Genomic DNA, 12,886 nt, shown 5'->3' on the forward strand with positions numbered 1-12,886 from the left:
GAGGCAGCAACATCGCCGATGTTGTGCGGATCTTGGCCGTGGGTCGTGGGTCGTGGGCCGTGGGCCGTGGGGCAAGTCGCGCGGCGGGTCAGTGGGGTGGGCGGACGGCGGCGCTGAAGAGGTGTACGGCAAGGTCGGCGAGGGCGGTGGCGGTCTGGTCGATCGGGGTGCGGGGGAGCACGATGTGGCTCACCACCAGCCGGACGGTCGTGTCGGCGGCGAAGGCCAACGCGGCCTGGTCCGCGCCGGGTAGGTGGTCGCCGGCCCAGTCGATCAGCGCGCCGGACGCCTCGGTGAGCACCACCTCGGCCCGCGTGGTGAGGTACGGAAGCAGCTCGTCCGAGCCGCCTCGGGCGCTGCTCAGGATGGCTTTGACCAGGGGGTTCTCCGCTGCGGTGGTGAGCGTGTGCGCGATCGCCGCGTACGCGCCGGCGCGGACGTCGGCGCCGTGTGCGAGCAGGGCGGCACGGACGTCGCCGACGAAGGTGTCCACCTCACGCCGGGCCAGCGCCTCGGCCAGCCCGGCCTTGCTGCCGAACTCGTTGTAGACGGTCTGTCGGCTGACCCCGGCGGCGCCCGCGACGGCACCCATCCGGACACCGTCCCACCCGGTGGCGACGGTCAGCGCGCGGGCGGCGTCGACGATGCCGTCCCGCACTCCGGTGGCGCCCCTCTGCTCAATCATGGTGGTCGAAGTGTAGGTGGTTCAGCGCACGTCGATCTGGTACTGCGCCTCCACCCGGAAGCCCTCACCGTCGGTGCCGCCGAAGGTCAACTCGTGCTGACCGGGGGCGGGCGGCGGCACCAGCGCCCACAGGCCCCAGCAGGAGACCGGCCTGGGCCACGGCCAGACGGTGACGACGTTGTTGAAGAAGCCGCTGACCGGGAACGACCGGGCCGAGCCGGCTTCGCGCAGGGCGACGGCCACCCCGTCGAACTGCGCGTGACCGGTCGCGCTGTCCATGGCCTCCGCCGGTTCGTCGGTGCGACCGACCTGCCAATAGCAGAACGCCGGGAAGAACAGTGGCCGCCCGGCGGGAACCACGCACCGACGTTGCGCAGAGCCACCGAACGTACCCGCGAGGAACCAGACGTCGGCGGGTTGGTGGTGCCCGGCGTGCCGGCCGGACCCGTCGCCGATCGGATTGGCGGGTTGCCGGTGCCGGGCCACCCAGCGCACCCACCGGGTTGCGAGGTGTGCCAGCTCGGCGGGGTCGGGCACCGGGTCGGAGGCCGCGCCGGAGTGCGGATCGAGGGGGGTCATGACGGCAGATGCTAACGATGCCGCGCCCGACCGCACCGCCCCGGCGAGGGGCGCATAGGATGTGCGGTCATGGCACGCGTGCTCACTCCCCGTGCGGAGGATTTTCCCCGCTGGTACCAGGACCTGATCGCCAAGGCGAAGCTGGCCGACAACGGCCCGGTCCGCGGCACCATGGTCATCCGACCGGCCGGCTACGCCATCTGGGAGCGTATGCAGGCCGAGATGGACGCCCGGATCAAGGCGGCGGGTGCGGAGAACGCGTACTTCCCGCTCTTCATCCCGGAGAACTACCTCAAGCGTGAGGCCGAGCACGTCGAGGGCTTCTCGCCGGAGCTGGCGGTCGTCACCCACGGTGGCGGCAAGCCCCTCGCCGAGCCGGTGGTGGTGCGTCCCACCAGCGAGACGGTGATCGGCGAGTTCATGGCCAAGTGGATCGACTCGTACCGGGACCTGCCGCTGCTGCTCAACCAGTGGGCGAACGTGGTCCGCTGGGAGCTTCGGCCGCGCATCTTCCTGCGCACCAGCGAGTTCCTCTGGCAGGAGGGGCACACCGCGCACGCCACCCGCGAGGACGCCCGGGCGTACGCGCGGCGGATCCTGCACGAGGCGTACGAGGACCTGATGGTCAACGTGATCGGCATCCCGGTGGTGGTGGGCCTGAAGACGGCGCGTGAGCGGTTCGCCGGGGCGACGGCAACGTACACCTGCGAAGGCATGATGGGCGACGGCAAGGCGCTCCAGCTGGGCACCAGCCACGAGCTGGGGCAGAACTTCGCCAAGGCGTTCGACATCAGCTACTCCGCCAAGGAGGGTGGCCGGGAGCACGCCTGGACCACGTCCTGGGGCACGTCGACCCGGATGCTCGGTGGTCTGATCATGGCGCACGGCGACGACAACGGTCTGCGCGTGCCGCCGAAGCTGGCCCCGATCCAGGCGTACATCATGATCGTCAAGGATGGCGAGGGCGTCGCGGAGGCGGCGGCCAAGGTGCGCGACGGCCTGCGTGACGCCGGTGTCCGGGTCGCGCTCGACGACCGCACCGACACCGCGTTCGGCCGCCGGGCCGTCGACGCCGAGCTGCGTGGCTATCCGGTACGCGTGGAGGTCGGCCCTCGCGACCTGGCCGCCGGCAACGCGACTGTGGTGCGCCGCACCGACGGGTCGAAGTCCCCGACGCCGGTGGCCGACGTGGTCGCCGCGGTGGTGGCGGCGCTGGAGACCGACCAGCAGGTGCTGCACGACCAGGCGTTGGCCAACCGCGAGTCGCGCACCGTGGAGGTCGCGACCCTGGCCGAGGCGATCGAGGCCGCCGCGACGGGCTGGGCCCGGGTGCCGTGGTCGGCGGTCGGTGTGGCCGGTGAGGCCGAGGCGAACGGTCAGGGCGTCACGGTGCGCTGCCTGGTGCGCGCCGACGGCTCGGTGCCGGACTCCGAGGACGAGCCCGACCTGATCGCCGTCCTCGCCCGCGCCTACTGAACGTAGACAGCCAGTGCGGTTCGCGCCGGGTCGGTTGATCATGCACCGGAACGTGCGGCACGGTCGGATCGGATGGGTCCGGCCGGGCCGTGTGGTCAGCGACGACGAGCGGGGTCTGCTGGTGTGGATCGCCCGGGATTCGCCGGTGGCCCACGAGGTGACCGAGGCGGGGCTGGGCATGCGGGCGATGCCCTTCGCCCAGTGGATCTCGTCGTCGTATCGGTTGGCGCACGGGCGCTGGAACGGGCCGCCGCTGTTGAAGTTCCTGCCGACCGGCGCGGCGCACTCCGTCTGGTGGTTCCGCGACGCCCAGGGTCGGTTCGCCCACTGGTACGTCAACCTGGAGGAGCACGGTGTCCGCTGGGACGACGGCCCGGTGGCCGGCGTCGACGTGGTGGACCAGGACCTCGACGTGCTGGTCCGCCCGGACCTGAGCTGGGAGTGGAAGGACGAGGGCGAGTTCGTCGAGCGGCTCGCCTTCGGTGCCGACTACTGGGTGACCGACGAGAAGGCGGTCCGGGCCGAGGGGGAGCGGGTGATCGCCCTCGCCGAGGCCGGGGAGTTCCCGTTCGACGGCACATGGTGCGACTTCACGCCCCCGGCGGAATGGGACGTACCGGACGAACTTCCGCCAGGATGGGACCGCCCGCCGGTGCGGTGAGGAGTGTCTCCGGTCACCGGTGACGTGGTGTCCGGGTCCGGTGCGGAAGATCGGCACCGGATCTGGCAGAATGGGTCGCTGGTATCCGGCGCGCGTCCGGCGCCCTCTAACCCGGGCGCGTCGCCAGTCCACCGAGTAGTCTCCGGCCCAACCCCACTGTGCCGTCGGCGCTCACCCATGCACACCGCCCGCACGGGCCGGTGAGATCGCAACAGGAGCGAAACAACTGTGGCCGTAAAGATCCGGCTCCTGCGGATGGGCAAGATCCGCAACCCGCAGTACCGCATCGTCATCGCCGACTCGCGCACCAAGCGTGACGGTCGGGCGATCGAGTTCGTCGGGGTGTACCAGCCGAAGGAAGACCCTTCGATCATCGAGGTCAAGTCGGAGCGGGTCCAGTACTGGCTGTCCGTCGGCGCTCAGCCGAGCGAGGCTGTGCAGCGGCTGCTGGAGCTGACCGGTGACTGGCAGAAGTACAAGGGCCTGCCGGCCCCGCCGCCGCTGAAGGTCGCCGCCGAGCGGACCGACCGGAAGGCCGCGTACGAGGCCGAGGCGAAGGCCGCCGCCGGGCTCGCCCCGGAGACCCCGGCCAAGCCGGCCAAGAAGGCCACCAAGGCCGCCGAGACCCCGGCCGAGGCGCCGAAGACCGAGGCTCCGGCCGAGGCCCCGGCTGCCGCTGCCGACGCCGGTGAGCAGGCCTGACATGCCCCTGCGTCCGGCGTTGGAGCACCTGGTCAAGGGCATCGTCGACCACCCGGACGACGTCCGGGTGCGGATGGTCGATTCCCGTCGGGGCAAGCGGCTCGAGGTCCGCGTGCACCCCGAGGACCTCGGCACGGTGATCGGGCGGTCCGGCCGGACCGCCAAGGCGCTGCGTCAGGTGATCGGCTCCATCGGCGGGCGCGGCGTGCGCGTCGACATCGTCGACTCGTACTGATGCAGCTCGTCGTCGGCAGGATCGGCAAGCCGCACGGTGTCCGCGGTGAGGTCACCGTGGAGGTGCGGACCGACGAGCCCGAAGCACGGTTCGCCCCCGGGTCAGTGCTCCGCACTGAGCCGGGGGCGACGCCCCCGCCTGCGCCTGCCCACAGCACTGTGCTCCGCACTGAGCCGGGGGCGGTCCCGTCGCCGGCGAACGGGCCGGGTGTGCCGTTCCGGGTTCCGGCCGAGCTGACCATCGAGGAGGCCCGTTTCCACCAGGGCCGCCTGCTCGTCGCGTTCGACGGGATCCTGGACCGCAACACCGCCGAGGCGCTGCGCGGCACCCTGCTCGTGGTGGACAGCGCCGACGTGGCCCCGCCGGACGATCCGGAGGAGTTCCACGACCACCAGTTGGTGGGGTTGGCCGTGGTCACCCCGGCCGGTGAACGCCTCGGCGAGGTCGCCCGCATCGACCACGCCCCCTCCTCGGACCTGCTGGTGCTTCGGCGCCCCGAGGGGCGTACCGCGTTGATCCCGTTCGTCCGGGCGATCGTCCCCGAGGTCGACCTGGCCGGTGGACGTGTGATCGTCGACCCGCCGGCCGGCCTGCTCGACCTTTAGGACCACCAGGCATGCGCGTCGACGTCGTGTCGATCTTCCCGGAGTACTTCGCCCCGCTCGACCTGTCGTTGATCGGGCGGGCGCGGGCCAACGGCGTACTCCGACTCGCCGTGCACGACCTGCGGACCTGGACCCACGACGTGCACCGCACCGTCGACGACACCCCCTACGGCGGCGGGCCGGGGATGGTGATGCGCCCGGAGCCGTGGGGTGCGGCGCTGGACGCGCTCGCGCCGGCCGAGGCCCCACCGCCCCGGTTGCTGGTGCCGTCTCCGGCCGGTGTCCCGTTCACCCAGGCCATGGCGTACGAGTTGGCCGCCGAGTCGCACCTGCTCTTCGCCTGCGGCCGGTACGAGGGCATCGACCAACGCGTCCTGGAGCACGCCGCCACCCGGATGCCGGTGACCGAGGTCTCGCTCGGTGACTACGTGCTCTTCGGCGGCGAGGTCGCCGTGTTGGTGATGGTGGAGGCGGTCACCCGGTTGCTGCCGGGTGTGCTGGGCAACGCGGGCTCGCTGGACGAGGAGTCGCACGCGCACGGGTTGCTGGAGGCACCGATCTACACCAAGCCGCCGAGCTGGCGCGGGTACGACGTGCCGGAGGTGCTCCGCTCCGGAGACCACGGCAAGATCGCCCGTTGGCGGCGCGAGGAGGGCTTGCTGCGCACCGCCGCCCGTCGCCCCGACCTGCTGGCCGCACTGCCCGCCGATCGGCTCGACAAACGGGACATCGCGGCTCTGGACCAGGCCGGATTTCAGGTGCCGCCGGGGGATGTGGCAAAGTAGGGAGGTTGCCGTATCCGTCCGCGCCCGCGGGCGGCTGCGAGGATCCCCGACCGGGGTCGGCCCGCCGACCACCACCCGGGGATCAGAATCACCCACCCGCGCACCGAGTGACGGTGCGCCGTGAGCCTTACGAGGACGCAGCGATGAACATCCTGGACGCCCTTGACGCCCAGTCGAAGCGGACCGACCTTCCCGACTTCCGGGCCGGTGACACCGTCAAGGTGCACGCCCGCGTCGTCGAGGGCAACCGGTCCCGTGTCCAGATCTTCCAGGGCGTCGTGATCCGCCGCCAGGGTGACGGTCTGCGCGAGACCTTCTCGGTCCGCAAGGTCAGCTTCGGTGTCGGCGTCGAGCGGACCTACCCGCTCAACGGCCCGGGCATCGACCGGATCGAGGTCGTGACCCGTGGTGCGGTGCGCCGCGCCAAGCTCTACTACCTGCGCGAGCTGCGCGGCAAGAAGGCCAAGATCAAGGAGAAGCGGGAGAAGCAGCCCAGCTGACTTCCCGCTCGCCACGCCGCCTGAGCTGCGCGTATGCCGTACCGGCCGGACCGCACTACCCTGGTCGTACGGGCGCAGCGAGGCGGCGGGTCCGCCCAGGTGGCGGGCAGCCGTCCACTACCGCCCGTGGAGCCTCGTCGAGGCTCCCGGGCGGTAGTGCTTCTGTGGACCGGGGAGTGGCGTGGTGCAGACGCTTGACGAGGACGGCACCGTCGATCCGTGGCGCCGGCGGACCCGCCGTACCCGCCGGCAGATGCCCCTCTGGCAGGAGCTTCCGCTGCTCCTGGTCGTCGCGTTCTGCCTCGCCGTGCTGATCCGCACCTTCCTGCTCCAGGCGTTCTTCATCCCGTCCGGCTCGATGGAGGACACCCTCCTCGTCGGAGACCGGGTGCTGGTCAACAAGGTCGTCTACGACGTCCGCGACCCGGTACGCGGTGAGGTGGTGGTCTTCCGGGGCACCGACCGCTGGGCGCCGCAGGTCGACGAGCAGCCGAAGCCCGGCGTCGCCGGTCGGCTCGCCCGCACCGTCGGCGACCTCATCGGGGTGAGCCGTCCCGGTGAGAAGGACTTCATCAAGCGGGTGATCGGCGTTCCCGGCGACCGGGTCGCCTGCTGCGACAGCCAGGGACGGGTGACGGTCAACGGCACGCCCCTCAACGAGCCGTACGTGCTGCGGGACTCCCCACTGGATCTGCCGCCCAACCCGTCGGAGTGCCGCTCCCGGCGTTTCGACGAGGTCGTCGTACCCCCGGGTCAGCTCTTCGTGATGGGCGACCATCGCGAGGTCTCCCAGGACGCCCGTTGCCAGGGCCCGGTGCCGATCGACAACGTCGTCGGCCGGGCCTTCATGGTGGTCTGGCCCTCGTCCCGGTGGAACGCGTTGTCGGTGCCGTCGACGTTCGACGACGTGTCCGGGCCGGCCACGGCCTCCTCCGGCGCACCACCGGTGCGACCGACCCCGCAGGGCGGCGTGGTGCTGCTGGTCCCGCCGTTGGTAGCCGCACTCCGTGGTTCCCGCGCGTTCCGGACGGTGACGTCCAGCCGGGCAACGTAGGCTCCTTGGCGTGATTGACGAGCAGACCGACAAGCCCCGCAGCTCCTTCTGGAAGGAGCTGCCGATCCTGCTGGGTGTGGCGATCCTGGTCGCGGTTCTGGTCCGCGCCTTCGTGCTGCAGACCTTCTTCATCCCCTCCCCGTCCATGGAGAACACACTCAAGATCGATGACCGGGTGCTGGTCAACAAGCTGGTCTACGACTTCCGGTCGCCGCACCGCGGTGAGGTGATCGTGTTCAAGGCCCCCACCACGTGGAGCGGCAACCCCGACGGCGAGGACTTCATCAAGCGGGTCATCGGCACCCCGGGTGACCACGTGGTCTGCTGCGACCCGCAGGAACGGCTGATGATCAACGGCAAGTCGCTGGACGAGCCGTACATCTTCTCCATGGACGGGGTCCGCGACAAGGCCGCCGACCAGGAGTTCGACATCACCGTGCCGGAGGGTCGGCTGTGGGTGATGGGTGACCACCGATCGGCCTCCGGCGACTCGCTGGAGCACTGGCAGCAGTCCGGGCAGAACATCATCGAGGCCACGATCCCCGAGGACGACGTGGTCGGGCGGGCGTTCACCGTCTTCTGGCCGGTCAACCGGGCCACCTGGCTGACCGTGCCCGATCAGTTCGACGGCATTCCCAAGCCGTAGAGCACCGGGGCGTGGGCGATCCGCCGTCGGTCTGGCAGGCTGGTGCGGTGAACGTGAGCGCGAGGAGTGAGCTTGCGAGCCCCGCAGCCGCGAACAGCAGCAGCCGCGTCTACACCCCTCGACGCGCGGCCCGCGTGCTGCTCGTCGACGCGGCCGGTCGGGTCCTGCTGTTCGAGGGCTTCGACCCGGCCCGACCAGGGCATCGATACTGGTTTACCCCCGGTGGCGGGCTCGACCCGGCGGAGAGCCCGGCGGCCGGCGCGGCACGGGAGCTGGCCGAGGAGACCGGGCTGCGGCTCGACCCCGCAGCGCTGGGCGAGACGGTCTGGTCCGACACGACCGAGTTCACCTTCGACGGCACCTGGTACCGCCAGGAGCAGGACTTCTTCCTCCTCCGGGTGCAGTCCTGGCAGGTGGACACCACCGGCTTCAACGACATCGAGCAGCGCAGCATCGCCGACCACCGCTGGTGGTTCCCGGACGAGCTGGCGGCCAGCGGTGAGCGGTTCTACCCGCCCGAGTTGCCGGCGCTGCTGGCCCGGCTGCTGCAGTCCGCCGCCGCCGGCCGGGACGAGGCGTCGTGCTGACCCCGCCGCGCACTGTCGTGCGCCGCGAGGCCGGTCTCTACGCGCTGGAACGAGCGCTACAGCGGCGTGGGTTCCGGCACGTCGCCGGCGCCGACGAGGCGGGCCGGGGCGCGTGCGCGGGTCCGCTGGTCGCCGCCGCGGCGGTGCTGCCCGAAGGGCGGCGCGGCGAGATCGAGGGGTTGGCCGATTCGAAGCTGCTCACCCCGACCAGCCGGGAACGGGTGTACGCGGAGGTCGTGGACCGGGCGCTCGCGTACGCCGTGGTGGTCATCCCGGCCGACGAGGTCGACGCCCGGGGGTTGCACGTGTGCAACCTGGCGGCGATGCGTCGGGCGCTCGCCTCGCTGACCACCCGACCGGAGTACGTGCTCACCGACGGCTTCGGCGTGGACGGCCTGGGCGTGCCCGGCCTGGCCGTGTGGAAGGGCGACCGGGTGGCCGCGTGCGTGGCGGCGGCCAGTGTGCTCGCCAAGGTCACCCGGGACCGGATCATGGTGGAGTTGGACGAGACGTTCCCGGCGTACGGGTTCGCCGAGCACAAGGGCTACATCACCCCGGAGCACTCCGCGGCGCTGCGGGAGCACGGGCCGTGCCGGGAGCACCGCTTCTCGTACGTCAACGTCGCCGCGGTCTCCGGCCGCGACGGTCGGCCGCCGCGCGCCCGACGGCCCGGCGGCCACGCCTCGGAAGAGCCGATGGAGCGCTCCGGGGCATCAGGGGGTACCGTCGGCGTGGCGTTGGGCGAGCAGCCTCGGCCTCCGGCGCCGGTGGGGGAAGATGTGGCCATGGAAGGCGGAGTGCGATGAGCGCGGAAGATCTCGAGAAGTACGAGACCGAGATGGAGCTGCAGCTCTACCGGGAGTACCGCGACATCGTCCGCCAATTCTCGTACGTGGTGGAGACGGAACGCCGGTTCTACCTGGCCAACCAGGTCGACCTGCACGTGCGTAACTCCGACGGCGAGGTCTACTTCGAGGTCGAGATGCACGACGCCTGGGTCTGGGACATGTATCGTCCCGCCCGCTTCGTGAAGAACGTCCGGGTGATGACCTTCAAGGACGTCAACGTCGAGGAGCTGGAGAAGCCCGACATCTCGCTGCCCGCCGACTCCGGCTTCGGCGGCTGAGGGCATCCGGCCACGTCACGGGCCCCCCACCCGTGGCGTAGCACCTGCCGCCGATCACTCGGCCGGCACCACGACCTCGACCCGCTGCACCAGGTTGTTGGCGAAACCGCCACGGTTCCACGGCTGCTCGACCGGCTGGGTGCGCCCGGACGCGTCGGTCGCCCGGGCCCCCAGCACGTACCGGCCCGGGGTCGCGGCCCACTCGTACCGCCAGCGCCGCCAGGCGAACTCCCCAGCCTCCGCCGGGTCCAGCTCGGCCGACGCCCAGCTCCGCCCACCGTCGGTCGTCACCTCGACGGACACCACCGGGGCGTGCCCGGACCAGGCCCGACCGTCGACGGTGCACGGGCCGGGGCGCAGCACCCGGCGGCGGGACATGAAGTCGGGGAAGCCGGGCGGGCGGACCAGCGCACGCGGCTCGATCCGGGTGACCGGCACGCCCGGGTCGTCGGCGTCCCGCCGCACCCGGTACGCCACCGCGTTCTGGTAACCCTCGAACGGTTCGGTCCGGACCTCGATCGAGCGCAGCCACTTCACGTGCGCCATGCCGTACCAGCCGGGCACGATCAGCCGCAGCGGCGCGCCGTGCTGGGGCAGCAGGGGAGCGCCGTTCATCTCGTACGCCAGCAGGACCTCCTCGCGCAGCGCGTCGGCCACCGGCAGCGCCCGCTGGTAATCCTGCTCGACCCCGCGCTCGACGCCGTGGTCGGCGCCGGTGAAGACCACGTCGACAGCGTCCGGCCCGAGCCCCGCCTCGCGCAGCAGCGGAGCCAGGGGAGTGCCCGTCCACTCGGCGTTGCCGACCGCCTCGACCAACCACGGCTGGCTCACCGGCCGGGGGTGCAGCAGGGCTCGGCCGTTGCCGGCGCACTCCAGGGTCACCTGCCGGGTGACCCGTGGCCGCTCGCGCAGGTCGGCGAGGCCGACCGTCAGCGGCCGGTCCACCGCGCCACCGACGGTCAGCGCGTGCGTCGCCGGGTCGACCTCCGGAATGTCGTAGTGGATCAGCAGGTAGTGCAACCCGGCCGGGGTGACGTCGTAGCGCAACGCCTCCAACGGGATCCCGTGGTTACGCGCGGCGAGCTGCAACTCCTCGGCGCTGATCGCCTCGTCCGGTTCCGCGAGCCGGGACGGGCCGCTCACGTCGGAGACCGCCGGGCCGGAACCTTCGGCGCGGTCCGCGGGGGACGTCGTCCGGTCATCGAGAGTGGTCATGCGGGCCTCCCCGGTGCAGACGGCGGCACCCGCCGTACGCGGCCCAGCCTAGACATAGCAGATCGTCGGAGCTTCCGGGTGGTCGTCCACAGGGCCGTCCGTCGTCCACAGGTTCGTCGGCCGGGCTGGCGTACCACCCGCCCGCGGCCGGAGGCTGCCGTCATGCGACATCCGTCGATCCGTTCGATCCGCCGTACCGTGCTGCTCTGCGCCGCCGTGCCACTCGCGCTGACCGTGCAGTTCTGCGGTCTGGCGGTGCTTGTCGCGGCGGTGCCCGGCCAGCCACCCTCGGCCGTCGTACCGGTGCCTGTCGCCGCCGTGGCGGGCGTCGGGTCGGAGCGCTTCCGCTGGCCGCTCGACGGGCCACCGCGACCGGTGCGCCGCTTCGACCCGCCACCTGAGCCGTGGCTGTCCGGCCACCGGGGCGTCGACCTGGCCGCCTCGGCCGGAACCGTGGTCCGCAGTGCCGGGCCGGGCACCGTCCTCTTCGCCGGTCTGGTGGCCGGCCGGCCGGTGGTCACCGTGGGGCACGCCGGTGGGCTGCGAACCACCCACGAGCCCGTGCAACCCGGTGTACGCAGCGGTCAGGCGGTCGCCACCGGCGCACCGCTGGGCGAGTTGCTGCCCGGCCACCCGGGTTGCCCGGCAGACGCGTGCCTGCACTGGGGCCTGCGCCGGGGCGAGGAGTACCTGGACCCGCTCGCCCTGCTCGGCCTCGGCCCGGTGCGCCTGCTGCCGGTCGGCGAACCTTCTGCCGGTGCCGTTCGGTAGGCGGACCTTCCGCCGGTGCGGTTCGTTAGCCGGGGGCCTTCCGCCGCTGTGTGCGGTCAGCGCTGGGCGAGCAGCGCCGGCAGTCGTGCGGCCAGCCGCTCGTACTCGTCGGCGGTGTTGTACACCTGACCGGTGAGCCGCAGCCACCCCCGGCCGCTCCAGCTCATCACCGCCACCTCGGCGGCGAGCCGCTCGCCGATGCGCGTCTGCAACGCCCGCGCCGCGTCGATCGTGGCGGCCGTCCCGGCCGGCAGCGGGATGAGGCGCAGAGACACCCCCGGCCCGCCGGGGTCGGGCAGGTCGGCGGGGGCCACCCCCAGAGCGTCCCCCACCACCCGCTGGCCGTACGCGGCGAGAGCCGCATTGTGTGCCCGCATTCGGTCCACGCCGAGACTGCGCATCGTGAACAGACCCGCCGGGGCGGCTAACCAGGGCGTGTAGTCGAGGGTCGCCTGCCACTCGAGCCGGGCCGGGAAGCCCGACTCCTGCTCCCACGAGACCACCAGCGGCTCGATCCGGTCCCGCCACGGCGGTGCCACGGCCAGCAGGGCCGTTCCGCGCGGGGCGTACGCCCACTTGTGCAGGTTGCCCACCCAGAAGTCGGCACCGATGCCGGCCACCGTCGTGGGCAGCATCCCCGGGGCGTGTGCGGCGTCCACCAGCACCGGCACGCCGTGTTCGCGGGCCACCCCGACGATCGCGGCGGTCGGGAAGAGCTTGGCGGTGGCCGAGGTGAGCTGGTCGACGACGAGCAGTCGGGTGCGCCCGGGGCGCAGGCCGTCGCGGATGATCTGCACGAGCTGCTCGTCGGTCGCCGTCAGTGGAACCGGCAGGACCCGGCTGACCGCCCCGGTACGACGGCACTCGCGCTGGATGGCCAGGCTCACCGCCCCGTACCCGTGATCGGTGCTGAGCACCTCGTCGCCGGGACGCAGGCCGATGGACTGCAGCACCACCGCGACGCCGGTGGTGGTGTTGCCCACCAGGGCGCTGCCGTCCGGGTCGGCACCCAGGAACCCGGCGAGATGCCGTCGGGTGTGCGCGATCCGGTCGACCAGACCCTGGGTGAAGAAGCGCAGCGGGTTGGCCTCCATCTCGTCGCGCAGCCGCTGCTGGGCTCGCTGCACGCCGATCGGGACCGCGCCGAACGAGCCGTGGTTGAGGTGGCTCACCGCCGGGTCCAGGGAGAAGAGCAGGCGGGCGCCCGGGATCGGCTCAGGGGGCTGCGGGACGCTCACCAGATGATCGTAACCGCCGGG

17 protein-coding genes are annotated in these 12,886 nt (G+C 72.1%); 13 read left to right on the forward strand and 4 right to left on the reverse strand.

Annotation, left to right across the window (positions count from 1 at the left end; translation table 11 throughout):
• Positions 1-88 precede the first annotated feature (88 nt).
• Positions 89-685, reverse strand: a complete 597-nt coding sequence (locus tag O7616_RS11760) for a TetR family transcriptional regulator (RefSeq protein ID WP_282306829.1) — start codon at positions 683-685, stop codon at positions 89-91.
• 21 nt (positions 686-706) lie between these two features.
• Complete coding sequence (locus tag O7616_RS11765) at positions 707-1,264, reverse strand: hypothetical protein (protein WP_282306830.1); 558 nt, start codon at positions 1,262-1,264, stop codon at positions 707-709.
• Positions 1,265-1,333: 69 nt separating this feature from the next.
• Between O7616_RS11765 and proS the strand changes: the two genes are divergently transcribed.
• From proS to O7616_RS11825, 12 genes are all read left to right on the forward strand, one after another.
• On the forward strand, positions 1,334-2,740 hold the full coding sequence (proS, locus tag O7616_RS11770) for a proline--tRNA ligase (protein ID WP_282261970.1): 1,407 nt from the start codon (positions 1,334-1,336) through the stop codon (positions 2,738-2,740).
• Positions 2,741-2,753: 13 nt separating this feature from the next.
• Positions 2,754-3,401, forward strand: a complete 648-nt coding sequence (locus tag O7616_RS11775) for a DUF402 domain-containing protein (protein ID WP_282306831.1) — start codon at positions 2,754-2,756, stop codon at positions 3,399-3,401.
• A 228-nt stretch (positions 3,402-3,629) separates the two neighbouring features.
• On the forward strand, positions 3,630-4,103 hold the full coding sequence (gene rpsP, locus O7616_RS11780; RefSeq protein ID WP_282261968.1) for a 30S ribosomal protein S16: 474 nt from the start codon (positions 3,630-3,632) through the stop codon (positions 4,101-4,103).
• Complete coding sequence (locus O7616_RS11785; protein ID WP_172862164.1) at positions 4,078-4,338, forward strand: RNA-binding protein; 261 nt, start codon at positions 4,078-4,080, stop codon at positions 4,336-4,338. Before rpsP ends, O7616_RS11785 begins: the two co-directional genes overlap by 26 nt.
• Positions 4,338-4,943: a ribosome maturation factor RimM gene (gene rimM, locus O7616_RS11790; protein ID WP_282306832.1), complete on the forward strand. Its 606-nt coding sequence runs from the start codon at positions 4,338-4,340 to the stop codon at positions 4,941-4,943. The genes O7616_RS11785 and rimM overlap by 1 nt, the downstream gene beginning before the upstream one ends.
• A gap of 11 nt (positions 4,944-4,954) precedes the next feature.
• Complete coding sequence (trmD, locus tag O7616_RS11795; protein ID WP_282306833.1) at positions 4,955-5,728, forward strand: tRNA (guanosine(37)-N1)-methyltransferase TrmD; 774 nt, start codon at positions 4,955-4,957, stop codon at positions 5,726-5,728.
• Between the two features lie 143 nt (positions 5,729-5,871).
• Positions 5,872-6,228, forward strand: coding sequence for a 50S ribosomal protein L19 (gene rplS / locus O7616_RS11800; protein ID WP_088991045.1), 357 nt, complete (start codon positions 5,872-5,874; stop codon positions 6,226-6,228).
• 181 nt (positions 6,229-6,409) lie between these two features.
• Entirely contained in the window at positions 6,410-7,282 is an 873-nt protein-coding gene (gene lepB, locus O7616_RS11805; RefSeq protein WP_282261963.1) for a signal peptidase I, read from the forward strand.
• Positions 7,283-7,292: 10 nt separating this feature from the next.
• Positions 7,293-7,928, forward strand: coding sequence for a signal peptidase I (gene lepB, locus O7616_RS11810; RefSeq protein ID WP_282306835.1), 636 nt, complete (start codon positions 7,293-7,295; stop codon positions 7,926-7,928).
• Between the two features lie 53 nt (positions 7,929-7,981).
• On the forward strand, positions 7,982-8,515 hold the full coding sequence (locus O7616_RS11815; RefSeq protein WP_282306836.1) for an NUDIX domain-containing protein: 534 nt from the start codon (positions 7,982-7,984) through the stop codon (positions 8,513-8,515).
• The gene (locus O7616_RS11820) at positions 8,509-9,321 is read left to right on the forward strand and encodes a ribonuclease HII (protein ID WP_282261960.1); all 813 of its coding nucleotides are present in this window, start codon (positions 8,509-8,511) and stop codon (positions 9,319-9,321) included. Before O7616_RS11815 ends, O7616_RS11820 begins: the two co-directional genes overlap by 7 nt.
• Positions 9,318-9,641: a DUF2469 domain-containing protein gene (locus O7616_RS11825; protein WP_007075222.1), complete on the forward strand. Its 324-nt coding sequence runs from the start codon at positions 9,318-9,320 to the stop codon at positions 9,639-9,641. The genes O7616_RS11820 and O7616_RS11825 overlap by 4 nt, the downstream gene beginning before the upstream one ends.
• Positions 9,642-9,695: 54 nt before the next feature.
• Here the strand turns inward: O7616_RS11825 and O7616_RS11830 are convergent, their stop codons facing one another.
• A complete protein-coding gene (locus tag O7616_RS11830; RefSeq protein ID WP_282306837.1) occupies positions 9,696-10,856 on the reverse strand; it encodes a sulfite oxidase in 1,161 nt (386 codons plus the stop codon).
• A gap of 162 nt (positions 10,857-11,018) precedes the next feature.
• Here O7616_RS11830 and O7616_RS11835 point away from each other — a divergent pair, with 162 nt between their 5' ends.
• Positions 11,019-11,627, forward strand: a complete 609-nt coding sequence (locus O7616_RS11835; protein WP_282306838.1) for a M23 family metallopeptidase — start codon at positions 11,019-11,021, stop codon at positions 11,625-11,627.
• A 56-nt stretch (positions 11,628-11,683) separates the two neighbouring features.
• On the opposite strand, the gene O7616_RS11840 is transcribed toward O7616_RS11835, so the two are convergent.
• Positions 11,684-12,865, reverse strand: a complete 1,182-nt coding sequence (locus tag O7616_RS11840) for an aminotransferase class V-fold PLP-dependent enzyme (protein ID WP_282306839.1) — start codon at positions 12,863-12,865, stop codon at positions 11,684-11,686.
• Positions 12,866-12,886: the final 21 nt, after the last annotated feature.

This window comes from Micromonospora sp. WMMD964, assembly GCF_029581455.1.
Classification (GTDB): domain Bacteria; phylum Actinomycetota; class Actinomycetes; order Mycobacteriales; family Micromonosporaceae; genus Micromonospora.

Excerpts from the sequence above, each read along its gene's own strand:
- trmD (WP_282306833.1), top strand. The coding sequence starts at position 4,955 with ATGCGCGTCGACGTCGTGTCGATCTTCCCGGAGTACTTCGCCCCGCTC.
- O7616_RS11830 (WP_282306837.1), bottom strand. The coding sequence starts at position 10,856 with ATGACCACTCTCGATGACCGGACGACGTCCCCCGCGGACCGCGCCGAA.
- O7616_RS11825 (WP_007075222.1), top strand. The coding sequence starts at position 9,318 with ATGAGCGCGGAAGATCTCGAGAAGTACGAGACCGAGATGGAGCTGCAG.
- rplS (WP_088991045.1), top strand. The coding sequence starts at position 5,872 with ATGAACATCCTGGACGCCCTTGACGCCCAGTCGAAGCGGACCGACCTT.
- O7616_RS11760 (WP_282306829.1), bottom strand. The coding sequence starts at position 685 with ATGATTGAGCAGAGGGGCGCCACCGGAGTGCGGGACGGCATCGTCGAC.
- rimM (WP_282306832.1), top strand. The coding sequence starts at position 4,338 with ATGCAGCTCGTCGTCGGCAGGATCGGCAAGCCGCACGGTGTCCGCGGT.
- O7616_RS11835 (WP_282306838.1), top strand. The coding sequence starts at position 11,019 with ATGCGACATCCGTCGATCCGTTCGATCCGCCGTACCGTGCTGCTCTGC.
- O7616_RS11765 (WP_282306830.1), bottom strand. The coding sequence starts at position 1,264 with ATGACCCCCCTCGATCCGCACTCCGGCGCGGCCTCCGACCCGGTGCCC.
- proS (WP_282261970.1), top strand. The coding sequence starts at position 1,334 with ATGGCACGCGTGCTCACTCCCCGTGCGGAGGATTTTCCCCGCTGGTAC.